23 protein-coding genes and 1 riboswitch are annotated in these 23,574 nt (G+C 56.5%); of the genes, 10 read left to right on the forward strand and 13 right to left on the reverse strand.

What is annotated here, in order from left to right:
* Positions 1–295: 295 nt before the first annotated feature.
* The 3 genes from EXR70_18000 to EXR70_18010 all read left to right on the forward strand — a co-directional run bounded on the left by EXR70_18000 (position 296) and on the right by EXR70_18010 (position 2,956).
* Positions 296–2,185 carry a thiamine pyrophosphate-binding protein gene (locus EXR70_18000; protein MSP40385.1) on the forward strand — a complete coding sequence of 630 codons (1,890 nt, stop codon included), beginning with the start codon at positions 296–298 and terminating at the stop codon, positions 2,183–2,185.
* Entirely contained in the window at positions 2,163–2,552 is a 390-nt protein-coding gene (locus EXR70_18005; protein ID MSP40386.1) for a cytochrome c, read from the forward strand. The genes EXR70_18000 and EXR70_18005 overlap by 23 nt, the downstream gene beginning before the upstream one ends.
* Before the next feature lie 89 nt (positions 2,553–2,641).
* Positions 2,642–2,956, forward strand: a complete 315-nt coding sequence (locus tag EXR70_18010) for a hypothetical protein (GenBank protein MSP40387.1) — start codon at positions 2,642–2,644, stop codon at positions 2,954–2,956.
* Between the two features lie 20 nt (positions 2,957–2,976).
* On the opposite strand, the gene EXR70_18015 is transcribed toward EXR70_18010, so the two are convergent.
* The 3 genes from EXR70_18015 to EXR70_18025 form a co-directional block, all read right to left on the reverse strand.
* The gene (locus tag EXR70_18015) at positions 2,977–3,849 is read right to left on the reverse strand and encodes a hypothetical protein (GenBank protein MSP40388.1); all 873 of its coding nucleotides are present in this window, start codon (positions 3,847–3,849) and stop codon (positions 2,977–2,979) included.
* A gap of 77 nt (positions 3,850–3,926) precedes the next feature.
* Positions 3,927–4,916 carry an ABC transporter substrate-binding protein gene (locus tag EXR70_18020; GenBank protein ID MSP40389.1) on the reverse strand — a complete coding sequence of 330 codons (990 nt, stop codon included), beginning with the start codon at positions 4,914–4,916 and terminating at the stop codon, positions 3,927–3,929.
* A 93-nt stretch (positions 4,917–5,009) separates the two neighbouring features.
* Positions 5,010–6,062: an ABC transporter substrate-binding protein gene (locus EXR70_18025; GenBank protein MSP40390.1), complete on the reverse strand. Its 1,053-nt coding sequence runs from the start codon at positions 6,060–6,062 to the stop codon at positions 5,010–5,012.
* Between the two features lie 214 nt (positions 6,063–6,276).
* A riboswitch (cyclic di-GMP riboswitch) is annotated at positions 6,277–6,361 on the forward strand.
* Positions 6,362–6,377: 16 nt separating this feature from the next.
* On the opposite strand from EXR70_18025, the gene EXR70_18030 reads away from it, so the two are divergent.
* The gene (locus tag EXR70_18030) at positions 6,378–6,737 is read left to right on the forward strand and encodes a hypothetical protein (protein MSP40391.1); all 360 of its coding nucleotides are present in this window, start codon (positions 6,378–6,380) and stop codon (positions 6,735–6,737) included.
* A gap of 198 nt (positions 6,738–6,935) precedes the next feature.
* On the opposite strand, the gene EXR70_18035 is transcribed toward EXR70_18030, so the two are convergent.
* Positions 6,936–7,892 carry an extracellular solute-binding protein gene (locus EXR70_18035; GenBank protein MSP40392.1) on the reverse strand — a complete coding sequence of 319 codons (957 nt, stop codon included), beginning with the start codon at positions 7,890–7,892 and terminating at the stop codon, positions 6,936–6,938.
* A 191-nt stretch (positions 7,893–8,083) separates the two neighbouring features.
* Positions 8,084–9,187, reverse strand: coding sequence for an amidohydrolase (locus EXR70_18040; GenBank protein MSP40393.1), 1,104 nt, complete (start codon positions 9,185–9,187; stop codon positions 8,084–8,086).
* Between the two features lie 104 nt (positions 9,188–9,291).
* Between EXR70_18040 and EXR70_18045 the strand changes: the two genes are divergently transcribed.
* The 6 genes from EXR70_18045 to EXR70_18070 all read left to right on the forward strand — a co-directional run bounded on the left by EXR70_18045 (position 9,292) and on the right by EXR70_18070 (position 15,359).
* Positions 9,292–10,311 (forward strand): extracellular solute-binding protein, encoded by a 1,020-nt coding sequence (locus EXR70_18045; protein MSP40394.1) that lies wholly within the window; start codon positions 9,292–9,294, stop codon positions 10,309–10,311.
* Between the two features lie 72 nt (positions 10,312–10,383).
* Positions 10,384–11,433 carry an ABC transporter substrate-binding protein gene (locus tag EXR70_18050; protein MSP40395.1) on the forward strand — a complete coding sequence of 350 codons (1,050 nt, stop codon included), beginning with the start codon at positions 10,384–10,386 and terminating at the stop codon, positions 11,431–11,433.
* Between the two features lie 314 nt (positions 11,434–11,747).
* On the forward strand, positions 11,748–13,193 hold the full coding sequence (locus EXR70_18055) for a UbiD family decarboxylase (GenBank protein ID MSP40396.1): 1,446 nt from the start codon (positions 11,748–11,750) through the stop codon (positions 13,191–13,193).
* 39 nt (positions 13,194–13,232) lie between these two features.
* The gene (locus tag EXR70_18060; GenBank protein MSP40397.1) at positions 13,233–14,282 is read left to right on the forward strand and encodes an extracellular solute-binding protein; all 1,050 of its coding nucleotides are present in this window, start codon (positions 13,233–13,235) and stop codon (positions 14,280–14,282) included.
* Between the two features lie 451 nt (positions 14,283–14,733).
* Positions 14,734–15,156 carry a PIN domain-containing protein gene (locus tag EXR70_18065; protein MSP40398.1) on the forward strand — a complete coding sequence of 141 codons (423 nt, stop codon included), beginning with the start codon at positions 14,734–14,736 and terminating at the stop codon, positions 15,154–15,156.
* Positions 15,153–15,359: a hypothetical protein gene (locus EXR70_18070; protein MSP40399.1), complete on the forward strand. Its 207-nt coding sequence runs from the start codon at positions 15,153–15,155 to the stop codon at positions 15,357–15,359. Before EXR70_18065 ends, EXR70_18070 begins: the two co-directional genes overlap by 4 nt.
* Positions 15,360–15,429: 70 nt before the next feature.
* Here EXR70_18070 and EXR70_18075 read toward each other — a convergent pair whose 3' ends face one another.
* The 8 genes from EXR70_18075 to EXR70_18110 form a co-directional block, all read right to left on the reverse strand.
* Positions 15,430–16,428 carry an extracellular solute-binding protein gene (locus EXR70_18075; protein ID MSP40400.1) on the reverse strand — a complete coding sequence of 333 codons (999 nt, stop codon included), beginning with the start codon at positions 16,426–16,428 and terminating at the stop codon, positions 15,430–15,432.
* 101 nt (positions 16,429–16,529) lie between these two features.
* Positions 16,530–17,063: a hypothetical protein gene (locus tag EXR70_18080; protein ID MSP40401.1), complete on the reverse strand. Its 534-nt coding sequence runs from the start codon at positions 17,061–17,063 to the stop codon at positions 16,530–16,532.
* Complete coding sequence (locus tag EXR70_18085; protein ID MSP40402.1) at positions 17,051–17,335, reverse strand: hypothetical protein; 285 nt, start codon at positions 17,333–17,335, stop codon at positions 17,051–17,053. The genes EXR70_18080 and EXR70_18085 overlap by 13 nt, the downstream gene beginning before the upstream one ends.
* Positions 17,336–17,546: 211 nt before the next feature.
* Positions 17,547–17,756, reverse strand: coding sequence for a hypothetical protein (locus EXR70_18090; GenBank protein ID MSP40403.1), 210 nt, complete (start codon positions 17,754–17,756; stop codon positions 17,547–17,549).
* A 27-nt stretch (positions 17,757–17,783) separates the two neighbouring features.
* A complete protein-coding gene (locus tag EXR70_18095; protein ID MSP40404.1) occupies positions 17,784–18,836 on the reverse strand; it encodes a glycine/betaine/sarcosine/D-proline family reductase selenoprotein B in 1,053 nt (350 codons plus the stop codon).
* A gap of 175 nt (positions 18,837–19,011) precedes the next feature.
* Entirely contained in the window at positions 19,012–20,295 is a 1,284-nt protein-coding gene (locus EXR70_18100; GenBank protein MSP40405.1) for a hypothetical protein, read from the reverse strand.
* Between the two features lie 131 nt (positions 20,296–20,426).
* Positions 20,427–20,933: a hypothetical protein gene (locus EXR70_18105; protein ID MSP40406.1), complete on the reverse strand. Its 507-nt coding sequence runs from the start codon at positions 20,931–20,933 to the stop codon at positions 20,427–20,429.
* Between the two features lie 475 nt (positions 20,934–21,408).
* Entirely contained in the window at positions 21,409–22,449 is a 1,041-nt protein-coding gene (locus EXR70_18110; GenBank protein ID MSP40407.1) for a hypothetical protein, read from the reverse strand.
* Between the last annotated feature and the right edge of the window lie 1,125 nt (positions 22,450–23,574).

Genomic DNA, 23,574 nt, shown 5'->3' on the forward strand with positions numbered 1-23,574 from the left:
CGGCCTCAACCACGGTGATCTCGCTGCGATATACTCGTTGAATTACGTCTAGTCGTTTCTCGTCTTTCATTGTCAGGGTTGTCATCCTTCCACCCTGACATAATTACGTTGCCGTTAACCCCTGACATAATCACTTTGCTACAACAACGGTTATAATAGTCGTTGACAGAAGCGTGACGGCTCAGCTACCTTCGCGGCAGATATTTGGCAGTGCTTCATCGATTGCGGCTTTTTGCGCAATCATTTTCCATTGGTCTCGAAATGATAATTAGCAAACTCAAAACGGAGGTTGGCGATGAGTAAAGATGGATTCGATCGACGATCGTTTCTCAAAGGCGCAGCGGCCAGCGCGGCGGCGGTGATCGGTACCCAGTTCGCGGCGGCGAGCGCGCCGGCGCAAGCGGCCGAGCAAAGCACGGCTTCGAATAGCGGTCCCGCGGAGCACGGCAAAATCATCGCCCGGCCCGGCTCGGATTACATGGTCGACGTGATCAAGGCGACCGGCATCGAATACATCGCCTCGAACCCCGGATCGAGTTTTCGCAGCCTGCAAGAGTCGATCGTCAATTACGGCGGCAACAAGAAGCCGGAGTTCTTGACCTGCATGCATGAAGAGTCGTCGGTGGCGATGGCCCATGGTTACGCCAAAGCGGCAGGCAAGCCGATGGGTATCTTGGCCCATGGCACCGTCGGCCTGCAGCATGCGGCGATGGCGGTTTACAACGCCTGGTGCGATCGCGTGCCGGTGATGATTTTTGCCGGCAATTTTCTCGACGCCGATAAACGGCGGCCCGGCGTCGAATGGTATCATTGCGTGCAAGATCCGGCGTTGATTTTGCGCGATTTTACCAAGTGGGACGATCAACCTGTTTCGCTGCAACATTTCTCCGAGTCGGTGATGCGCGCCTACAAGATGGCGCTGACGCCGCCCATGGGGCCAGTGGTGATTACCGTCGACGGCGATTTGGCCGAAGAAGCGGTTCATGACGAAAAGAAATTGCGCATGCCCAAGCTGACCCGCACGATTCCGCCGCAGGGCGATAGCGGTGGATTGACCGAGGCGGCGAAGATGCTGGTTGCGGCTGACAAGCCGGTCATCTTAGCCGACCGCGCGGCGCGCTCGCAGGAAGGGATGAAGCGCATCGTCGCCTTGGCCGAGGCGCTCAACGCTCCCGTCGTCGACATCGGCGGGCGCATGAACATGCCAAACACTCACTATCTCTGCCGCAACGAAGATCGCCGCTCGTTGGTTGGCGAGGCGGATGTCGCGCTGCTTTTGGAAGTTGCCGATCCCTGGGGCCAGTTCAATTCAATCAGCGATCCGCATCATGAGTACCGCCGTTTGTCGAAACCCGACGTGAAAATCATTCACATCTCCTTGGGCGATACGCTGACCAAGTCGAATTATCAAGACGCGCAACGGTTCATGTCTGTCGATCTGGCGATCTCCGGCGATGTCGAGGCTTCACTGCCGGCGTTGACCGAAGCGGTGAAGACGGCGATGAGCGGCAGCCGCCGCTCGGTGCTCGCCGATCGCACTAATAAGCTGCGCGAAGAGCACAAACGCATGAAAGAACAGTCGCGCAACGCCGCCACGGTCGGTTGGGATGCCACACCGATCAGCACGGCGCGCATGTCGGCGACGCTGTGGAATACGATCAAAAGCGAGAAGTGGTGCATGGCGGTGAGCGGCATGCAGTGGAACAAGAGTTTGTGGCCGGCGACGGAACATTACAATTTCATTGGCGGCTCGGGCGGCTCGGGCGTCGGTTACGGCGCGCCGGCGGCGGTGGGGGCGGCGCTGGCGAATCGTGACAAAGGGATTATCACCGTGTCTTTCGAGGGCGACGGCGACTTGATGTACGCGCCCGGCGTGCTGTGGACCGCGGCGCATCACAAAATTCCGCTCTTGATGGTGATGCACAACAATCGCGCCTATCATCAGGAAGTGATGCACTTGCAAAAAATGGCGGCGCTGCACAATCGGCGTATGGATCAAGCCGCGATCGGCACGACCATCGAAAATCCCAATATCGATTTCGCCAAGCTGGCGTCGTCGTTGGGGGTTTATTCCGAAGGCCCGATTACCAGTCCGGCGGCGGTGGGTCCGGCGCTCGCCAAGGCGTTGGCGGTGGTCAAACGCGGCGAACCGGCGCTGGTCGATGTGGTTTGTCAGGGACGGTAGGAGGAAAAAAATGACGCAACTGATTCTCCAAACAATTTTACTACTTGTGGTTTCAACCGTATTCGCTCAGGAGAAACCGGCGGCGGGTTCACCGGAGCAAGGCAAACAGAGCTATACGAAATATATGTGCTACACCTGCCACGGCACGGTGGGCCAGGGCGCCGATCGCGGCACCGGGCCGAAGCTCGCGCCCAGTCCGCTGCCGTATCTTGGTTTCGCCTTGCAGGTGCGTTCGCCGCGTTTGGACATGCCGGCTTACCGCAAAGAGTTTGTCAGCGATCAAGAGCTGGCGGATATTTACGCCTATATGGCGTCGATCAAACCGGGGCCGGCGCTGAAAGATATTCCGCTGCTCAATTTCCAATAAGCCGCAGAAAATTTTTTTCTAGCGAATGAATCTGGGCTCGGCCTGTTCTTAGGCCGGGCCTTTTTTCTGACAAGAGTTAAACTTACGAAATGAACACCATGGCACTTTATTCCCTGGCGGCGGCGCTCTATGTCGCCGGCGGCGCGTTGATGAAAGCTTCGCGCGGGCTGACGCGGATTTTGCCGACGGTCGCGCTGGTAGTCTTGTTCGCCGCCGGCGCGCTGGTGCAGGCCAAGGCGATGCGTCATCAACAGATGGGTTCGAGTTACGTTGTCGTGCTCGGCCTAGAAGCGCTGCTCGCGGTGATCGCCGGCAGCGTCTTCTTCGGCGAACAGGTCACGGCGAAAATGCTCACTGGGGTAATTTTCGTCGTGATTGGCATCGTGATGTTGCGGCTGACCTAACGGCTCGATCGTTTAAACGCTCAGCTCGTCAGCTCCCACCAGTTTTTATCCAAGTCGCTGAAGATAAAATTTACTTTGCCGTCGGTGTTTTCGAGTTTGCCGAGCTCAGTGAGCGCCATTTCGTTTTTTCGTGCGGCGAATTCACAATGCGCTCGTTCGACTTCCGCCGCCGAACCGAGTTGCAGAGTGAAACGGTTGACTGGCGCCAAATATTGGCGTGGGCTGCGCTGCAAGACGACAACGTACCAAGGCGTCGAAGGATGCTTGATGTATTGCGCGGTGCTGAAACCGGCGGCAATTTCCAGTCCGAGTACCTCGACGTAAAAGCGCCGGCTGCGCTCGACGTCGTCGCACTGCAGCGTGCCGTGGGTAAAAGCTTGCGGCACGTAACCGCGGCCGGGAAAGCGCTCGCGGTTTAAAGTGCTGTCCCAATGGCCCGCCGTGTGGGAGCGGCCATGCAATGCGCCGCCGGGATTGTAATACTCAATCTCCAGATGATTCCCGCCGGGCTCGTGGAAATAGACCGAGTAGGCGAAGTGGGCGCTCTGCGGCTTGGTGATTTTGTCGATGCGGTAGTTATTCTTATTCGCTTCGAGATATTTCCAGGCGGCTTCGACTTCGCCGTGGCTGGCGACGCGAAAGCCGTAGTGATTGTCGAAGCTCTTGTCCGGCGCATTGAGCCCGCTTTCATGAACGACTAGGCGCCAGTCGGTGTTGGGATGTTTCATTGTTGCTTCGCTTGGTTTGCGTTCGACGATTTCCATCGCCAGTAAGTCGGTGAGGACCGGCAGGGTTTCGTCGAGCGAGCGGCATTCGTAATGGCCGGCGATGAGTCCCGTGGTTTTGAGCATAACCTTCTCCTCTGCGGGTGAGCCGACGTGCAAGTTTTCCATTCAAATAACGTCTCACGCGGCGCAGTGTCAAACGCTGCGCGATCGATGGGATTCGACACGGGTTGTTATCGGTTCGCTCAACGTTTAAGACCTTCCGGATAGAGCTCTTTCAGAAATCCTTCTTTCTCCAGTTCTTGGATGAGCGAGTTGTCGATCAAGCTATCGAGATTCAATTTGCTGTTTTTGCCTTCGGGAATACTGTCCAACGCCTGCTGGATGCCTTCGCGCCTGACGTAGGGCACGGCTTCCCAAGCCTCACGGTAAAATTCGTAAGTTTTTGCCAACACTTCCCGGTCGCTAGTCTTGATATAGCGGCCCAAAGTTTCGATGGAGAGTTCCTTGTCGGCCTTAAAAATCTTGATGCCCTCGATGTAGACTTTAAGAAATCGTTTCACGACACCGCGCTGGGCGCGGAGAAACTCCCGGCTGACCACAATGCCTTGGGTCGAATAGGTCAGAGGCAGTTTGCGCATGTCGATCAGCACTTGAAAACCCAGCTTCTCGGCCTGATAAAGCTGATCGACGTTCAAGATCGCGCCGTCGACGATGCCGGAGGTGAGCGCCACCATGCGCTCGCCGAGTCCGCCCATTTGCGCGATGGAGATATCCTGAATTCTAAATTTGTGATGGGCCAGCGCGTCGCGCAGCGAGACATCCGAGAGCGAGCCGAAGCGGCTGATCGCTACGCGCTTGCCTTTGAGTTCGTCGACTTTTTTTATTTTCGGATTGACCATGAGGACATTGAGTGCGCGCTCGATGCCGCCGGCGACGATGACAAGCTCAGCGCCTTTCGCCCACGCGCTCACGGCGGAGGGCGGCGCCAGGCTGGCGACGCCGACGTCGCCGGAAAGCAAAGTTTGCACGATCAACGAACCGCCCGGCATGTAGATCAGCTGGGCTTCGAGCTGATTTTTCTTGAACAGGCCGGCGCGTTCGCCGAGATAAAGCGGCGCTTGAAAGCCGGAGATCGAGACGTAGGGAACTTTGATGGTCTGGGCGGAGGCAGAGACAACGAACATCAATGCGGCGATGCCTGCCAACAGCAGGCGGTGAAAAGTTTCTCGCATGATTTTTCTCCTTGCTGGTCGGCGGCGCTTGGCTTGTGGTGGTTTTCGGTCGAGATTCCTCGGCTGCGCCTCGGAATGACAACCGAAGCAGAGTTAGTTCTTGTACAGGTTTTTGAGAAAGCCTTCTTTCTCCAACTCATCCAAAATCGTGAAGTCGATAAAGCGGCGCGGGTCGGCGGTTTTCGCTCCGGGTAGTTTTTCCATACCTTCAAGAATCGTCTTGACGCCGTCGATGGCCGTGCGCGGGATGCGCAGCATGTTTTTCGCCTGGATCGCGTAGGCTTCCTTCACTTCGTCGCGGCTTTTTGCCCGGGTCCATTTCTGGATTATCTTCATGCTGAACTCTTCGTCTTCGAGATAAGTCTTCATGCCTTCGAGAAAGCCGCGCATGAAACGCTTCGCAGTATCGCGCTGGCCGTCGATGAAACGTTTGCGCGTGACCACTGTGCCGGTGATGTAGGTCTTGTCGATCTTGGTCATGTCGAACAGTTCGACGTAGCCCAAATTCTTGGCGCGCAGATTACTCGGCAACGAGATCGGCGCGGCGTCGATGACATTGTTCACCAAGCCTTGAACCAGCAAGCCCATTTCATTCAACTGCACCATGGTGACGTCGGTGGCCGGATCGAGGTTCCACATTTTCAGCATGGCGCGCGCCAGCGCGTCGGGGGTGGCGCCAAAGCGGGTGACGCCGACGCGTTTACCTTTCAAATCTTGCGGCGTTTTGATTTTTGGGTTGACGATGAAGCTATAGAGCGGCTTGTCGAGAATCGCGCCCATGAACAGCGTGTCGGCGCCGCTCAAGTTGGCGCTGACGCAGGCGTCGGTGACCGACTGCGCGATGGCCACTTCGCCGGCGAGCAGCGCTTGCAGCGCGGTGATGCTGCTGGCGTGGATCAGCTCGACGTCGAGGCCATGCTTCTTGAAGTGGCCGGCGTCGAGGGCGATCCACGGGATCGCTTGATTGACCGAGATGGCGCTGTAGGCGAGGCGCAGCGGCGTGAGCTTCGCCGATTCGGCGCTGTGGGTGATGCCGGCTTTTACGATTATTACGATGCTGACAAGAGCGAAAAGCAGGCGGTGGAATTTGTCGGCGTGGATACGATTCATCGGTCCCTCCGAGCATTGGTTTGACGCGCGGCTCATTCTACCTGGCGGTCACTGGGCGTCAATCAAATTTTTTCATTGCGCTTATGGCGTAAACCCAGCGGGCAAAACCGCGGCGCTACGGTCCGGCGGACTGTAAAGGTTTTGGACAAAGGGGCAAGCGCGTCCTGCGGCTTGGCAAGGGCGAGAAGCTTTAGACGCGGGCGCCCTTTGCGAATCCCCTGTTCGGTGGTATGGAATTCGCTCATACACAGACTTAGGTTGATGCGATGAACTGACGCCCTTATCTGGTCACCTCGGGCGCCACGGAGCAAATGGTGAAACCGACAGCCTAGATTGCTGAGGTTTATTGCCATGAGCCTGACCGGGTCTCGATTCGCATCAACGACTGCCAAGCGCGGAATAACTTTTTCACAAAGTGTAGCAGCGATCGCGGTGCTCGCCGGCGTGATCTTTTCAGCCTTCCCCAGCCATGCGGGTTCCGTCTCGTCAGGATTTCAGGTTTCTGTGCGCGTGGAGAAAAGCTGTCGTGTATCGAGCGAGTTTTTGGCCGCCCTAGCGACGAGCACCAATCAATCCGCCAGCGTCAATTGCAACACCAACGCCGCCAGTGGCAGCGCCGTGCCTCAGCCAGTCCCGGCCACGGTGAGTTCTACTTGGGTTGCAGGGTCGGAAGAATCCCAAGGCACCAAGGTTGTCACGCTAAATTTCTAAGCCAGCTGCGAATTTCTCATCCTCGTTTCATCGCTTCAGCACTTCATCGATCACTTTCAGCGCCGGTTTGGTGTCGATGTATTCAGGCCGGTAGGCGGGAAAAAATTTGGCGCCTTTGCTGAGACGATAGGCGCTCGGCAGATGGTCCTTGGGCACGTCTTCGCGCGCCGATAAAGAAAAATCTTCGTCAAAGGCTTTTTAAAAAACGCTCTGGCCGTCGCGGGAGATCAGCCAGTTGATGAAGACCAGCGCGGCGTTGGGATGCGGCGCGCGCTGAAAAATCGAAACGGTACCGCGTTGAGGCCGGCCGTAGACGCCTTCTTTGAAAATGGTTGGCAGGAATCGGCCGATGGGCAAACCTTGCTTGACCGCCAAGTCGGCGTCGCTGGCGAAAAATGCCAAAGCGAACTTGCCGACCGCGAGCCAGTCGAGCATCTGGCGCGGATCGCGCGAAAACGTCAACTCCATCTGGCCGAATAGTTTGCGCAGGAACTCAGGTCCCAGTTCCGGATGATAGTAGAAAAAACTCAAACTGCTACTGGTAGCGACGCCGGTTTCGTGCGGATCGATGGCGACGATCTTGCCTTTCCATTTGGGTTCGAGAAAACTCCAATAGGAGGTAATCTCTTCGGGGCGGACGAGCTGGGTGTTGTAGACTACGTCGGAGCGTAGCGCCATTTCGAAAACGAAAATATACTTGACGTCATCGTCGGCGTAGTGAAACTTCCCTTGAAACCATTTCGCGCGGTCGACATTTTCGCCAAGCGTAAACAACGGTTCGATGGGATCGAGCAGGCCGCCGCGATAAAACATGCTGTAGGGCGTGCCGATGCCGCCGAGATAAACATCGGCGAGATACTTGCCAGCGCGCCGCTCGGCGAGCACTTTCTGCGCCAGTTGATTGCCGCGGCCGATGACGGCGTTGAGTTTGATCACCGGATAACGTTTCTGAAAACTTTCGAATACCGGCTCGAAACCGCTGGTGGCATAGACCGTGACTTGGCCTTCGGCGCTAGCTGCTTTGAGCGCGGTTTGCCAATCTGCCTGTCGCTTGCCGGACAAATCCGCGCCGTGGCTGTTCGCCGAAGCGAGAACCAACGCCAGGATCGTGATGCATAATTTCGTGTTGAAATTCATAGCATCGCTGTAGTTCAATTCTTGCGCGCCTTGCGCAACATGTCTCAGCCCGGAGCGTCTCGGATTCGGATGTTCCTCGCGCCAAGGTCGCTATGGTCGCAAAGTCAAAAAATTATGTCTTCGATTCCTTTGCGTGCTTTGTGCGCGATATTCCGAATTCCGGTTGCGACGCTGCCGCGTTACGGCCTTCGTGGTGAATTTTTCCTTCTCTACAACCCGTACAGCGCCATGGCATTGTCGCTGACGATCTTTTTCGCCAGCGCCGGAGTGAGACGCGGGTCGGCGCTCAGGTTGGCCAGCGCCATCAACTCCGTTGCACTGTCGGCGTGGGCGTAGTCGGAGCCGATGACGATGTTGTCGTCGCCGAGCTTGCTGACGATGTAGGGAATATCGTCGGTGGTTTCGCAGGCGACGAAGATGCGGTCTTGCTTGAGGAAATCCCGGCTAAGCTCTTTACCCTTCATGCGGTAGCGTTTGGCCAAGTCGGTGTAGGTGTAAGGCAGCCACTCGGCGCTGATTTCGAGAAAGCCGATGCGCAGTTTGGGAAAGCGGTCCGGGATTCTATCCATCACCATGGAGTGAAAGCCGCCGACGCAGTTCAATTTAAATTTTGAAAAGCCGACGCTCTCGTATTTATAATAGTTGTAGAGCGTCGCGCTGCCGTTGGCGGCGTGGACGCCGATGGCGATGTCTAGACGCTGGGCCTCTTCGTAGAGCGGAAAAAAATAGGGATCGCTGAGCAGCCGCTCGCCCTCGGTGCCACGCATGAAGATCGCGCAGGCGCCGTTCTCTTTGGCGAAGCGCGCCTCGGCGAGCGCCTGGTCCATGGTCATCAGCGGCACCACCGCGGCCCAACGCAGCCGCTCCTTGGCCTGCTTCCATAGATCGGCGAGCCAGCGATTGTAGCCGCGGCTAAGCGCGAGTTCGACCTCGGGACGCGGCGTCAGCGGAATCAAAAACAGCGTCGGGTAGAGCACCTGAATGTCGACCTTGAGCTCGTCCATGTGTCGCAAGCGCGCCGCCACGTCGCGCATCTCGCGCGACGCCTGTGGCGTGTTGCGGCCGACGTTGCCGGATTTTAATCTCAGCGTGCCGTCGACCAGCCAGTACTCGTCCTTGGAATCGCCCTCAGTGGAGCCGACGAGTTTTGGGCGGTATTTCTTATCCGCTCCGTCCATGTATTCCCAAGTTTGTTCGGTTTCTAAGACATGCGCGTCGGCGTCGATGGTCGGTATTGCTTTACTCCTCGTTTTATTGCGATGACGAAACTTAGACTCCATAACATTGCAAAATGTTTTGAGCAATATGGCCATTCGCGCTGGCAAAGGCGAATTGACTTAGGGGCTGGTTTTCTTATACTCGGCTGGCTTGTCAATGGGCCATGGCGTCATTGGCGCCGCAAAATGGAGGGTGAAGCATGAGAGGCTCGGTTGCCGGGAAATTCTGTCAGTTGGTCTTGTTGGCGTTTTTCGCCTCGGGCCAATTGGCATGGGCGCAGAACGACGAGCGGGCAAAGATGATCGAAGCGGCGAAGAAGGAAGGCAAGCTGGTTTGGTATACTTCGACCAACGTGACCGAGTCCAAGCCGCTGCTCGACGACTTTGAAAAACAATATCCATTCATCAAAGGCGAAATCTTTCGCGCCAGCGGTGAAAAGACGCTCAACCGCATCGTCACCGAAGCGCGCGCGAACCACTCCGAGTTCGATATCGTCACCATCAGCGAAGTCGATGCTTTGACCAACGCCAAATTGCTCGCGCCCTATCGCTCGCCGGAAGCGGCAAGCTTCATTCCCGAATTCAAAGATCCAAACGGTTACTGGACGGCGGTGTATATCAATTACACGACCATCGGCTACAACCCCAAGTTGGTGAGCGAGAAAGAGGCGCCGAAACAGTGGGACGATTTGTTGGATCCCAAGTGGAAGGGCAAGATTTCCATCGACCAAGAGCAGTATCCCTGGTTTGGCACTTTGCACAAAGCGTGGGGGCGCGAGCGGGCGCAGAAATACCTGCGTGGGATGGCGAAGCAAAGCATTCAATGGCGCAAGGGCCACACGCTGATCGCCCAGCTGATGTCGGCGGGGGAGTTTCCGCTCGGAGTCGTCTACGCGCACCGGGTCGAAGAGATGAAACAAAGAGGCGCGCCGATTGAATGGGTGAGCACGGTCAATCCGATCGTGGTGACTGTCAATGCCGCGGGCTTGAGCACCAAGCCGCAGCATCCCAATGCGGCGAAGCTGTTTTATGATTTTTTGATGTCGCGGCCGGCGCAGCAGCGATTGCGTGCGTTGCGCCGCATTCCGGCGCGGCCCGACATCGAACCGTTCTCGCCGCGCATGGAGCAGTCGAAGCTGAAATTGCAGGTCGAGCCTTCGCAGACTGGACCGCAGTTCAACGCGACGATCAAAGAGTTCCGCGAGATCTTTGGACTGTAAGCAAATTGTTGGACTAAGAACTAGCCGCAAAGAACGCAAAGGGCGCAAAAAAAATCCGAATCGTAGGGGCGTATGGCATACGCCCTCTGCGCTTTAGTAAAGGAGTTACCGATGTCGAGGGATGCTGGAACCCGCATATTGTCAGTCTTCGTTCTAGGACTGCAACTTGTCGTTGCCAGTTCCGTTGCCGCTCAAGAACTAAAAAAAGTTCGTTTCGGCTACCCGTCGCTGGGTTTTCGCCAGGGCCATATTTGGGTGGCCAAGGATGAAGGGTTCTTCAAAAAATACGGCCTCGATGTCGAGCCGATTTTTTTGCGCGGCGGGCAGATGGCGATCCAAGCGTTGGCCAGCGGCGATCCTCCGTTGATGAGCATCGGCCAGGTCGTGCAAGCGTCGTTGGCGGGCCATGATCTGGTGCTGATTGGCGGCGTGGAGATTTACTACGACTCGACAGTGTTCGCGCGTCCGACGATTACTCGGCTGGAACAGTTAAAAGGCAAGCGTATCGGCATCAGCGGCTACGGCGCGGCGACCCACTTTGCCGCGATTATTCTGGCTAACCATCTTGGCTTCGATCCTGACAAAGATTGGCAACTTGTTCCCGGCGGTCCGGACGCGGAGCGCATCGCCGCCATGTCGGCGGGCAAGATCGATGCTGGCGTGTTTAATTCGTCGACGTTGCCGATCGCCAAACGGATGGGCTTGATTGAGCTGGTTAAAATTCCCGATCTGAAGATCGAAGTGCAGGGCAACGGCATGGCGACCACGCGGGCTTATATCAAAAGCAATCGCGAAGCGGTCAAGTCGGCGGTCAAAGGCTACGTCGAAGGGATTTACTCGATCTTTTATAACAAAGCCGGTGCGCTCAAAGTCTTCGGCAAATACATGCGCACCAACGACGCTGAAGTGCTTGAGGCGAGTTACCAAGCGTACGTGACCACGACACAGAAGAAGCCCTACCCGACGCTGAAAGGTTTGCAATTTCTCCTGGACCGCCTCGCGCCGTCGATGCCGCAGGCCAAGACGGCGAAACCGGAACAGTTTGTCGATATGAGTTTTTTGCAGGAGTTGGAGAAAGAAGGATTCTTCAACGAGATGGCCAGGCGCTATCCGGCGAAGTAAAGGATCAGAGATCTCACCACAGAGGGCCTAGCGCGGCAGAGCCGCAACCGAATTTCGGAAAACTCTCGCAAAGGCGCTAAGGCGCAAAGGTTTTAAGAAATAAATTCTTATCCTAACTTGGCGCCTTTGCGCCTTGGCGAGAGGAATGTCCGAGTCCGAAATGTTTTGTTTGTCGAAAGATTTGCGCGTGACGCGCAAATTTTGAGATATAGTAGTCCAGAGATCACAGAGTTCGGAGTTTTCATGATCGAAACCCTTCGTGTCCTTCGTGCCTTCGTGGTTAAAAGGACTTTCACTCTTGGTTAGGAGAATTCATGCCGAAGAGCTTGAGCACGTTTCTCGATGAGTGCCGCCGGGAGATTCCCGGCGAAGTCGTTCACATCGGTAAGACTATCGATCCGGCGCACTACGACGCGACGGCGATCGTCAAGCATCTCGGCGCGCAAAAGAAATTTCCCATCGCGATCTTCGATAAGCCGCTGAATCTGCACGGTCAGCCGAGCGAGTTTCCGTTGGTGCTCAATTGCGAGATCTCCCAGCGCAAGACCCAGATCGCTCTCGGCATGCCGCGCGATTCGACCCGCAGCGAGATGGCCGAGGCTTGCCTAGCGCGGGAAGCTCACCCGATCCCGCCCATCGTCATCGATAGAAAAGACGCGCCGGTAAAGCGCAACGTCAAGCGCGGCGCCGAGGTCGATTTGTATCAGCTGCCGTTCATGCGCCACTACGAGATGGACGGCGGGCCCTATAGCACGCTGTCGACCATCGCCAAGGACCGCCGGAGCGGTATCTACAATTGCTCGTACCATCGCATGGAGATCAAGTCGCCCAACCGCACGGCGCTCTACGCTTCGCCGCGCCATCTCTGGCGCATGTATCTCGACTACGAACAACAGGGGCTCGAATGTCCAGTAGCGACGGTAATGGGGCACCATCCGGCCTATCATATAGGAGCCTGTTATACCGGGGCATTCGAAGTAAGCGAGTTCGATATCATCGGCAGTTATCTCCAAGAGCCGCTGCGGCTGACGCCTTCGGAGACCTGGGGCGACGACTTACTGATTCCCGCCGACGCCGAGATCGTCATCGAAGGCGCGTTGATTCCCGGCAAGCGGGTGGTCGAGGGGCCGTTCGGCGAAGCGCCGGGCTATCTCGGACCCCAACGCTATGTGCGTTGCGTCGAGTACGAAGTCCGGGCGATCAATTATCGCCAGGGCGCCATGTACCAGTCGGTGATCACGCCGGAGGGCGACAAGCCGTGGATGGATCTGCCGCGCGAGGGCGCGTACCTGCGCCGCTGCCGCGAGGCGGTGCCGGGCGTCACCGCCGTGTGCAAGCTCGGCCGCCAGGCCAATTACAATATTTTTATCGCCATGAAGAAAATGTCCGAAGGCGATCCCGGCCGGGCCGCCGCCGCGGCGCTGACCTTCGATCACGCCAAACATGTTTTTGTCTTCGACGACGATATCGACGTCTTCAATCCGACTGACGTGCTCTGGGCCATCGCCACGCGCGTCCAGCCGCACTTGCAGATTTCTATTACGCCGCCGATCTTTCGCGGCAACATGCTCGATCCGTCGTTGGCCGACGAGATCAAGACATCCTGCATGATCGTCGACGCAACCAAGCCGCTGGACCGGCCTTTCTCGCCGGTGTCGAAGTGCCCCGACGAGGCGATGGCGCGGATCAAGCTCGAAGATTTCGTGCCTGGAGAGGTCTTGCAGCATATTCCCGTCGACCGGACGACCTATTGGGCGTGATAGCCGCGGCTTGGCCGCCGCTCGTTGCAATCGTTCCTAATGTTCATGACGACCAGCGCTCGCGCGCTAATCACAAGGAGGAAGTTTATGAAATCGACAACCGTTCTCGCTGCGTTGGCATTTCTGCTATGTGCGGCTGTTCCAGTGCGGGCGCAAACCCTTGACGAAGTTTACAAACGCGCGCTTACCGAAGGCGGCACGCTGAACTTCTACGGCACCTTGGCGCAGATCAACGCTGAGATAATCTTGCCGCTGTTCGAGAAGCGTTTTGCCGGCATCAAAGTAAATCATGTCGACGCGACTTCCGACCAGCTGGCGACCCGGATCATTGCGGAGTCGCGCGGCGGTAGGATTCTTGCCGACACCTTTCAAACTCTATTGGAAGGTCTGGTGCGCCTACAGGGCCAAGGATTGCTGCTCGACAAACTGCCGCCCGAAGCGGCGGCGTATCCCGAACAACTCAAAGGCACCAACTGGTTGGCTAGCGATCTGATTTACATCGTGCCGGCTTGGAACACCAACAACGTTAAGAAAGAAGAAGAGCCCAAGCAGTTCGAAGACTTCGCCGAGCCGCGTTGGAAAAATCGCTTGATCGCCGAGCCGCGGGATTTTCAGTTGCTGCTCGGCCTGGCCAAGCACAAATACAAAAATGACGATAGAGCCGTGGCGCTCCTCAAGCGCATCGCTGCCAACAATATCGAGTTCCACAAAGGCCACTCGCAGCTGGCCGAACTGCTGATCGCCGGGCAGGCCGCAGCTTGCCTTACTTGCTACGCGCATCATTATCCGGTGCGCAAACGAAAAGGCGCGCCGGTGGACTACATGCTGACTGAAGGCACCGGCGACATCGACGCCACCGCGATTCTGAAAAACGCGCCGCATCCAAACACCGCGATGCTGTTCGCGCGCTGGGTGGCGAGCGAAGAAGGTCAGAAAGCGTATGCCGTGGGCGGCAGGCTGCCCGCCCATCCCAAAGTTGAGCCGCTGGAAAAAACCCGTCCGGCGAAAGTTTATCCGGTCGGCGAAGATGACATCAAAGATTATCCCAAATATGAAAAACTGTGGAAGGAAATATTTGCACTGAGGTGAAGAGGCCACGGCTATCGAAGGGCTTTGTCGACATGAGCTTCTTGCAGGAGTTGGAGAAGGATTCTTCAACGAGTTGGCGAAGCGCTATCCGGGGAAGTAAAGAGTTGTAGAATTAACCCCAAAGAGCCGAGCGCGGCGCAGCCGCAATCGAAACTCGGATTATCTCCCGCAAAGCATGTCCTGAGCGACGTCGAAGGGTCGCTAAGGCGCTAGGTTCGGAACAATAAACTTACGGCCCAAAAAAACTTATTGTTCGACCTTCGCGTTTTTGCGACAGATCACAGAGTAGGGGCGCGGTTTATCGCGCTCTCGTACCTTCTGCGTCTCACTTGAAAAAAATCTCGCGATTTCATCGCGCTTCCCGGGCTTACACTTCCTGCTGCAATGTTTACCGCTCATTGCTGTCTCGAACCTCAGCAGGTAGAATCACGCCATGAGAATCTACCTCGATATGTGCAGCATCCAGCGTCCGCTCGATACCAGGACGCAGCCGCGCATCGCGGTGGAGGCAGAAGCCATTCTCGGGGTCCTGACGCTTTGTGAGTCTGGACAAATGGAGTTACTAAGCTCCGACGCGCTCGTGTTCGAGTTGGAGCGTAATCCGCATCCCGTGCGCAAAGAATACGCGCTTAAAGTGTTAGCGCAAGCAACCGTGTTCGTGGCCCAAAACAGCCAGCTTGAAGAACACGCGCGGCGGTTCCAAGCTGAAGGAATCAAGCCAGTCGATGCTCTCCATTTGGCGTCGGCATTGGCAGCGGAAGCTGATTATTTCTGCACATGCGATGATCGATTCTTAAAACGGGCTAAAGCGGTAGATACAGGAAAAACCAAAGTGGTCTCGCCGCTGGAACTGATTACCGAGGTGACGCAATGAATATCCAAGCAAAGCCGCTAAATGAAATCACGCGGAATGCGATTGACCTGCTCTCTAAAGAAATGGGAATCGTAGATACGGTACGATTTTTAAACCAGTTCACGACTGGCTACGGCAACTACACCGAGGAACGTGAAGGATTGTTCAAAGATATGACGCTTGATGGGATCCTCGCGGTAATCAAGAAATCGCCGAGTCACTAGAAGACCTTGCAAAGACTTGAACGGTTAGGGGTGAGGGGTTTGGGGTTGAGCGCACACCACACCGCACCACTTATTTTAGGAATATCTCGCGGAACTCTTCGACATGTTTCGCGTAGCTGTCACCCCAGCGCGGATCGGCGGGATAGAGTTTGATGCCTTCTTTCAATTCTGAGGTTACATCGCCGCGGTCGGGGATGCGGTTGAAACTTTTGATCAGCTCCTGGCCTTCCTTCGACAGAACCATATCGATGAACAGTTTTGCCGCGTTGGGATGTTGGGTTTTGGCACTGAGGCCCAGAGGTTTTAAGCCAGTGACGATGGGCTGGGCGGTACGCACCCAGTCCACCGGCGCGCCGCGCTTTTTCAGCGTCGCCACTTGGTGCGAGTAAACCATGCCGAGGGGAAACTCGCCGGCGGCGAGTAGTTGCATGACGATGCTTTCGCCGTCGCGAAAGGCCGGCTTCTGGGCGGCGAGCTTGCGCATGAAGTCGCGGCCTTTCTCCTCGCCCAAATATTTCAGGAAGCCGGTGTACCAGAGGGTGGCGCTATCGGACAGGCCGAAGCCGCCTTTCCAGCGCGGGTGCAGAATGTCTTCCCAGCTTTTCGGCGCGACGTCGGGCTTCGCGAGATTGGTGTTGTAGGCGATGACGCGCGGAATTGAATAGACGCTAGTCCAATAGCCGTCTTTGTCGGTGAAGCCTTCGGGATAATACTTGGCGTGGGGCGAGACGTAGCGTTGCAGGAGCTTCTTTTGCAGCAACACGCGGACTTCGAAACTGCTGATCATGATCGCATCGCCGTTGAACTTGTTGGCCACGGATTCGGTCAAGATACGATTTAACAATTTCTCGTTGTCGGCGCGAAACATGTCGACCTTGACGAAGGGGTATTTGGATTTATACAGCTGGATCAAACCGTTGGCATCGGCGAGATTGGTGGAAAGGTAGAGGACCAGGGCGCCTTCTTTCTTGGCGCCGGCGATCTGATCGTCGTCGACGGTGGCGGCGAGAAGGCGCGAAGTAAAGCTGATAAAACCAATGGCGGCGAGGAGAAGGGTTCGTAGTCTCATAGCGACTCCTGAGTTGAATTGTGAAATTCCAAAACAGAATTTATCCCGCAAAGGCGCTAAGGCGCGAAGTGACGGGCGGAGCCCGTCAATACAAGAAGCTGCTACGATCTTTCAACTTTCTCAATTGTTGATTCAACTGCCCGGCGAAAGGCGGGCGGATCGATCGCCGGATAGCGATAAAGTTGCGGTTCAATCGCTTCGAAGAATTGTTTCAACTTAGATGCTTCGATGAGACCGCGGCTGAACATTTGTTCGACATCCGTTCTGTCGAGCGCGTGTCCGCGCTCGATCTTCGCCAACGCCTGCGCGTATAAGTCGTAGTGGTAAAAGCCAATGGAGCCTTCCTGGGTGATGAACAGGCTGCGCTCCTGCCAGCCGGGCAGCTCGGGGATGAAATGCGCGGGACAGGCTAGTTCCACGTTCAGTTGCAGACTCTCTTTCAATTCCGGGAGGGCGCGCAGAAGCCGGTCGTCGTCAGGCACTAAATGAATGTCTACGTCGATGGTGCTGGTGCGCCAACCGAGCAAAACTCCGGTCGCGCCGCCGGTAAAATATAAGCGTGTAGGATTCGCGCCCCGACGGGCGAGAGCTATGATGAAACGGTCGATGTCTTCGCGCTCAGCTACCCGGCGCATTCGACGGCTCGTTCAAAGCTGACCAAACGACGGATCAAGGCGTTGTATCGTGAGTGGGCGGAGTCTTGGTCCGATTTGCCGAGCAGATGGTAGAGCCGATGCTCGGGCGGCTCGCCGCTGGACTCGCGGACATCGAAGCCTAGGCGTCGTAGGCGCGGCGCGCCGATGAGCACGAGAAGCGCCGATTCGGACTCGACTCCCTGAGCCAAGTCGGCGAGGCCCTGTGCGACTAAATCGCCACCCGGAAAGGGAGTGAGATCAACTGGCTTCATGGGAGATAATGTTACCAGCTCCGTAATTTCATTGCGAGATGGACGAATCGGTCCGGCGTACCGGCAAGCATGGTTAGCCTGAAGTCGATGCGAGGGATTCGAACGAGATTTCTCCCTTCGGTCGAAATGACATTATTCTCTTGCCTTAGCGTCTTTGCGCCCCTTCGACATCGCTCAGGACATGCTTTGCGGGAGATAATCCGAGTTGGAATCACACTTCTTGCTGCAACGTTGCCAATGCGCGCAGCACCAGTTCTCGTCTGAACTGTTTTTCTTTTTCCGGCGACAGTTCCGGGTTGCCCGTCGGACTGACGATGCCGCCGGCGGCGATGGTACGCAGCGAGCCGACTTCTTTGGCGACTGGTATCATCGTGCAGATTTGCGTCACCGGGATTTCTAGCTTTTCGATTTCCTTGCTGATCGCTGCGCCGCAGCGAGTGCTGGAGCCTCAGGTGGAGGTGAGAATCACGCCGGTGACGCCGGCGGCTTTCAACTGGTCGGCGATCTGCCGGCCGATTTGCACCGCGTTCTCCACCGCGGCATGGGCGCCGCCGGTGGAATGGATGAATTCATGGACGGCGCCGATGACGCCTTCCCGCGCCAGCTCGCGCATGGTGTCCAGCGGCACGAGTCGGTTGGGATCTAGATTAGCGCTGGCGGTGTCGTAGCCGGAATGGACGGCGTCGTATTTGTCGGCACCGAGCGAATCGACGCCTTTTATCGAAATCGTGGTGAAGCGCGTCGGCCGCCCCGGCTCGATTTTGTCGGGATTTCCTTCCACCACCAGGCCGCCGTCGGTAACCAGTGCGATCAATGCTGATTTCAAATTGACCAGAGGTGCGGCCGGTTTGCCGCTGGAAAATTTTGGTGTTGCGATTTCCGAATGAAATTCTTTGCCGGCTATTTTTGCCAGCAGCATGTCGACGGCGCGCTCGGCGGGCGGCTTGGTGGCGAATTCGTTGCGCTTGACGCCGCGGGAAAGATAACCCTCGTCCGCCGGTTTGCCGATCGTCTCGCGGCGGGTGAGTTTCAATCCCAACGCGGCCATGCGTTGCAGCGTCGGCACCATGCGCACAATCGTCGCGCCGGAGTTGACGATGTAAATGTTTTTTCTAAATAGGCCCGCGCCGACGTTGTCTTCGTCCATGCCGGCAACGGCGGTGATGCCGAGCTTTTGCTGCACCGCTTGGCAAATCGCGCCGCAGGCGACGCCGTAACGGCCGCTCTCGAAGGCCGGGCCGGCGATCAGCAAGTCGGCTTGGTACTCGGCGACATGGCGCAGCAATTCGGCGATCGCTTGCTCTTGCTGTTCGGCGAAAAAATTGTCGCCGCAATAAATCGTCGCGACCACTTCGGCATCTTCGCCGAGCGCCTGCTGAAGCGCGCGGCCGGCGCCGATGATGCTGGTTTTGACGGCGGGGCCGACATCGCCTTTGTCCTCGCCGCCGACCTGGGCGAAGAATTGATTTAAATAGTGGACGACGCGGATCTTTTGGTTCATCAGCAAAACTCCCTGCCACTAATTACACAAAAATTCGAAATCCGAAGCACCAAATCCGAAACAAACTAAATCAAAATTCAAATATCAAAATCCAAAACGGGCGGGTTTGAAATTTTCCGTATTTTTGAACATTTGGATTTGTTTCGAATTTCGATATTCGGATTTCGAATTTGTTTTAGCTCATGTACGTCGTCAGCCGTGACGCGCCGACTTGGCTGATGGCGCCGACTAGGTCGCCCATCCAGACGGTGATTTCTTGTTTCGCCGGCAGCGGCGTTAGGCCGGGGTTGGTGTTATCGGGATTCGCGTTGTCTAGATGCAAAGTCTCGCCGCCGATGACGCGATCGACGGCTGGCAATGTGATTGGATCGCGGGTTAACCCTGGCGTGACCAGCGCATTGACATTCTCCGGCACGAAGGTGATGCCGGTGTCGGGATAGCGCTCCATGATAATCAGCGTAGCCTTCATGCCCATCTCTTCGGCCCGGGTGTAAGTCATCATCAAGTCGGTGTCGACGGCGCCGCCGCCGATTTTCGTGGCGAGGATGCCGTCGGCGTTCAAGACTTCTTTGGCGAGTCGCGCATTCAGAAAAGCGTTGCGCTCTTTTTCCGCCACCACCGCGGGCGCGACGGTGAGGACGACGCCGGCGAACCAGAGATCTTTGCCGTGGCGGCGATACAATTCGAGAATCACCGGATGATTCTGCGCGAACCAGGTGAAAGCCGAGTAGGAGAACATCAGCGCGCCGTCGAGGATCTCGTTGGGGTGAACGATGGTCGGCATGAAGCCCTGGATGTTGCTGCCGTAAAAAACCGTCTCTTTCTGCTGTGTCGGATGCTGGTGCGAATGCATCGGAAAGATGTAAGCGATGCGCGGCAAGCTCTTCGGTCCTTGATTCGCCGCCACCGGCGGCAGTTCGAAGACTTGGGTTTCGTCAGGCGTCAAATCCTTCGCCGCCGCGGCGAGATAGATGGCGGTTTTTAGCCCGGCTTTTTTAACGGCGAGACGATAGTCATTCTTGTCGACATCTTTTTTCGGAAAAGGCAGCAAAACGACATTGTGCGTGTTAGCGATGGGCGAATACTGCGCCGCCGGACCGCTCATGTCGATCAAGCTGCGCGAGCGCGGCGCCAACTGATCGGTCTCGATCACCGCGACATTTTTCAGCGCGCGCGTCGCGCCATCGCCGACCAATCCGTTAGCGTCAAGCGCGCCGGGAAAGTTGGCGCCGTTCAACCGATAGCGCGGCTCGAGTACGTCAAGCATGCGCAAGACGCGGCAAGACTCGCCAGGATGGGCGAGTTCGATGTCGACGCGGTCGAAGAGCGGTTCTTGTTGGAGCAGGGAAACGAGTTCCGCGCGGTCGATGGTCAGTACGCCGTTGTCAATTGCCGTCGTCGCGCCGAAGCGAATGTCCTTTATATGAATGTAGCCAAGGTCTAATCGCATGGGTGGTATTTATCACCTATCTAGGAGGGAGGGTAGAGAGACGAGATCCAATATAATTTAGCAACACGAGATTGGGGAAACTGCCGAGAATTCTTGCTTGGTTTGCGACGTGCATCCCGTGAATTGTATTACACTCAATTCTATATCATTGGTTTCAAGCGATCATTAGATTGCAAGTCACCAACATTCGAGGCTGGCAGGGTCATTGCGATGAAAGCCACTCGACTGTAGACGAGGTGAGCCCAAAGGGTGGCAAACGGAAGGCCCTCCACTTTCTGGAACCAGGACATGAAGACTTTGTTCCCCCACTCCTGGGTTTCACCGGTCAGAGCTTGGCTCGCAAGTTTACATAGGTCTCCTTGAGCTTCGTCCCCGGCTGAAGAGAACCCGTCAACAGAGTACACCATGCATTGATAGTTGTTCGGCAGGCGATGGCCGACAATTTTCGCAAACATTCCGAGAGTGGTTCGTCGGATAACATTGGTTAGGCGATCAAGGTCAACGTCATAGGCTGGCGCGGCTCCAAGATATAAACCGGCGGGTGTATGAATATCCTTATGATGAATGGAGCTAATCAGTGCCTGGTTAAACTTGCACTTCTCCGGTTTTATGAAGGATCGATAAACAGATTGGAGGACTTTGCCCACAGCCGGGTGGTCACCTACATCGTGCCTCATCGTCACCATTCGGATGAAATACTCGTCATCTAAAGTTTGAGTCCTTCTGCACTTTTCACAACATTCAACCGTTACAAGATTGGAGGGTCTTGGCTTGGGAAATAGGCCCTTTGGTGGAACGTGGTCTCGCGTTACTCCGGGACGCTCGCCGCAATACACGCAAGATGGCGTTGTGTGTCGCATGAACTGACGCCTAATGTCGACAGAATGGCATTAGTATCTACCAGTTGCCGGTGATTTTTCAAAAGCTGCCTCGTCTTCGGCGACTGCTGCTTTGTCCGTTTGCTGTTCGTAATGTTTGAGTACGCGACGAACTCTTTCCTCGTCCCAACCAGCTGGGAATTTGCTTTGTTTCATCTTCTTACTTCGGCCTCGCTCGCTAGAACGGGTAAGCTACGCCTACATCAAGATAGCAACTTTCTAAATCGGATTGTATTCGCTAGTGTCACCGCCCCGGCAGCGCCGCCGTGGCCGCGAACTTCTTGAACAGCTCGATTGTCTCCGGATCGCGCGGAATGTTGCGGACGATTTTGGCTTGCTCGTCGGGCAGGAGCGGCGATGGGTCGTCGCCGCCGGTGAGCCGTTTGTAATCGGCGGCAAACTTGGGGTCGGCGTAGGTTTTGGCAACGGCTTCTTTGAGTGTGTCGAGGCGTTCTTTGGGCGTGCCCGGCGGGGCGGTGAGGATGGTGCCGACGACGCGGAAACCTTCCATCATGGTCAGCAGTTTTCTTTCCCGATCCGACTTGGCGAAGCTGCTGAGTTCGGGCAGCTTCAGGTGAGCGAAGCGCGGATCTTTGTAGCTCGCCGGTATGCCCAGGCCAACGTGAATGTCGGCGAGGTTTTTCGTTAACAGGTGGTGTTGCGACACCGTTCCGGTGGAGGCGATGCGGGCGTCGACTTCGCCGGCGGCAAAGGCGATGTCGAGGTCGTTGCCTTCGTAGCCAGGGACGATTTTAGGGTCCTTCAAGTCGAGCAGATAGGCGAGCATGCGGCTCTGCAAGTAGCCGGTGTGGCCCACCGGGTTAGTGCCGATGCGAATGCCCGGTGTGCTGCGCAGTTTTTCCAAGCTATTGATGCCGGCGCCTTTGCGGGTGACGAACATATAATAGAGTTGGTGCTCGGTGGCGCCGAGATAATTAAGTTTGTCGATGTCGTACTGCACGCCGGCTTCGCCGAGCACGGCGTAGGGAATGATACTGCTGGTGACGCGCAGCAGCGTGAGTCCGTCGGGCTTGGAGGTGTTGTAGATTTGATTGGCGGCTCGGCGTCCGCCGGCGCCGGCCATGTACTGAAAGACAAACGGCGGATTGCCGGGAATGTTGCGCGTCAATCCGGCTGACAATGCCTTGGCGCGCAAATCGCCCATGCCGCCGGGGCCGGCGCCGACGATCAGCAGGATATGTTTGCCTTGGTAGAAGGGGGTCTGGGCGTGGGCGGAGCTTAACGACGATAAAATAAATATTACGACGACGAGCGGCTTCAGCATGTTTTTCTCCTTAACCTGTTCCAATTGTTCAAGCCGTTCGGACCGTTCACCCCTACTCTAACTCTCCCCCGTCGAGGGGGAGAGAATCGGAAGCCTGCCCAGGACTTGATCCGTGGAGGCGGTTTGAACGGAGCGCATGGTTCGACAGGCTCACCATGAGCGGGTTATTTTTTCCGGTCATCCTGAGTAGCGCGAAGCGCGTATCGAAGGATTGAACGGTTTGAACCGCGGCGCGTCAGCGCGCCGGCACCGGTCCGGCGGCGTTGAGCTTTTTGAATAACTCGACGATCTCCGGGTCGCGCGGCAGTTCTTTGATCACGCGGTCCATATCTTCGCCCAACAGCGGCGTCGGCTCTTCACCGACCAGTTTCTTATACTCTTTGTGAAAGTCCGGATCGCTATACATTTTCGCGGTGGCGGCGCGAAGAATTTTTACCGGTTCCGCCGGCGTGCCGGGAGGGAAGAATGACGGCGTGCCGAATTGCCGGAAAGCGCGCACCATTGCCAGCAGCCTTTTCTCGCGCTCGGATTTGGCGAACTGCTCGATCTCAGGCAGGTGGTCGAAGCCCGGTTGCTTCAAGCCACGCGGCACTTCCATGATGGCGTGAATATCGATCATGCCTTTGGCTAGCCACTCGGCGTTGCGGATCGTCAAGGTGTCGGGATTGTTGACCCGGCCGTCGATCTCGCCGTTCATCAGCGCAATGTCGAGCTCGGTGCCCGAGTAGCCGACGACCATTTTGGGATCTTTGAAGCCGATCGTCAGCGCAAACAGGCGGCCGACGAAGTAGTTCGAGTGGCCGATGGTTTGCGCGCCGATTCGCACTCCCGTCGCGGCGCGCAGGGCTTCGATATTTTTTAACCCCAATTCTTTGCGCGTGATAAAAACCCAATGGTAGGTGCTGTGCGGCGAGCCGAGATAGATAAATTTATTGAGATCGTAGAGCACACCCTTTTCACCGAGCACGGCGTTGGCGACTAGACCGCCGCCGATGCGGCCGATGGTCAGGCCGTCGGGGCGGGTGCTTTTGAAAATATGATTGGCCGCCTTCATGCCGCCGCCGCCGGGCATGTATTCTGAAATAACGTTGGGCTCGCCGGGGATATGTTTTTTCATATGTGAAA

Source organism: Deltaproteobacteria bacterium (genome assembly GCA_009692615.1).
GTDB lineage: Bacteria > Desulfobacterota > Binatia > UBA9968 > UBA9968 > DP-20.

Bases quoted from the DNA above. Each gene is read 5' to 3' on its own strand.
- EXR70_18110 (MSP40407.1), bottom strand. From the start codon at position 22,449: ATGCTGAAGCCGCTCGTCGTCGTAATATTTATTTTATCGTCGTTAAGC.
- EXR70_18010 (MSP40387.1), top strand. From the start codon at position 2,642: ATGAACACCATGGCACTTTATTCCCTGGCGGCGGCGCTCTATGTCGCC.
- EXR70_18055 (MSP40396.1), top strand. From the start codon at position 11,748: ATGCCGAAGAGCTTGAGCACGTTTCTCGATGAGTGCCGCCGGGAGATT.
- EXR70_18005 (MSP40386.1), top strand. From the start codon at position 2,163: ATGTGGTTTGTCAGGGACGGTAGGAGGAAAAAAATGACGCAACTGATT.
- EXR70_18095 (MSP40404.1), bottom strand. From the start codon at position 18,836: ATGAACCAAAAGATCCGCGTCGTCCACTATTTAAATCAATTCTTCGCC.
- EXR70_18040 (MSP40393.1), bottom strand. From the start codon at position 9,187: ATGGCCATATTGCTCAAAACATTTTGCAATGTTATGGAGTCTAAGTTT.
- EXR70_18015 (MSP40388.1), bottom strand. From the start codon at position 3,849: ATGGAAAACTTGCACGTCGGCTCACCCGCAGAGGAGAAGGTTATGCTC.
- EXR70_18080 (MSP40401.1), bottom strand. From the start codon at position 17,063: ATGCGCCGGGTAGCTGAGCGCGAAGACATCGACCGTTTCATCATAGCT.
- EXR70_18065 (MSP40398.1), top strand. From the start codon at position 14,734: ATGTGCAGCATCCAGCGTCCGCTCGATACCAGGACGCAGCCGCGCATC.
- EXR70_18030 (MSP40391.1), top strand. From the start codon at position 6,378: ATGAGCCTGACCGGGTCTCGATTCGCATCAACGACTGCCAAGCGCGGA.
- EXR70_18075 (MSP40400.1), bottom strand. From the start codon at position 16,428: ATGAGACTACGAACCCTTCTCCTCGCCGCCATTGGTTTTATCAGCTTT.
- EXR70_18085 (MSP40402.1), bottom strand. From the start codon at position 17,335: ATGAAGCCAGTTGATCTCACTCCCTTTCCGGGTGGCGATTTAGTCGCA.
- EXR70_18070 (MSP40399.1), top strand. From the start codon at position 15,153: ATGAATATCCAAGCAAAGCCGCTAAATGAAATCACGCGGAATGCGATT.
- EXR70_18050 (MSP40395.1), top strand. From the start codon at position 10,384: ATGGCATACGCCCTCTGCGCTTTAGTAAAGGAGTTACCGATGTCGAGG.
- EXR70_18045 (MSP40394.1), top strand. From the start codon at position 9,292: ATGAGAGGCTCGGTTGCCGGGAAATTCTGTCAGTTGGTCTTGTTGGCG.
- EXR70_18000 (MSP40385.1), top strand. From the start codon at position 296: ATGAGTAAAGATGGATTCGATCGACGATCGTTTCTCAAAGGCGCAGCG.
- EXR70_18020 (MSP40389.1), bottom strand. From the start codon at position 4,916: ATGCGAGAAACTTTTCACCGCCTGCTGTTGGCAGGCATCGCCGCATTG.
- EXR70_18060 (MSP40397.1), top strand. From the start codon at position 13,233: ATGTTCATGACGACCAGCGCTCGCGCGCTAATCACAAGGAGGAAGTTT.
- EXR70_18025 (MSP40390.1), bottom strand. From the start codon at position 6,062: ATGAGCCGCGCGTCAAACCAATGCTCGGAGGGACCGATGAATCGTATC.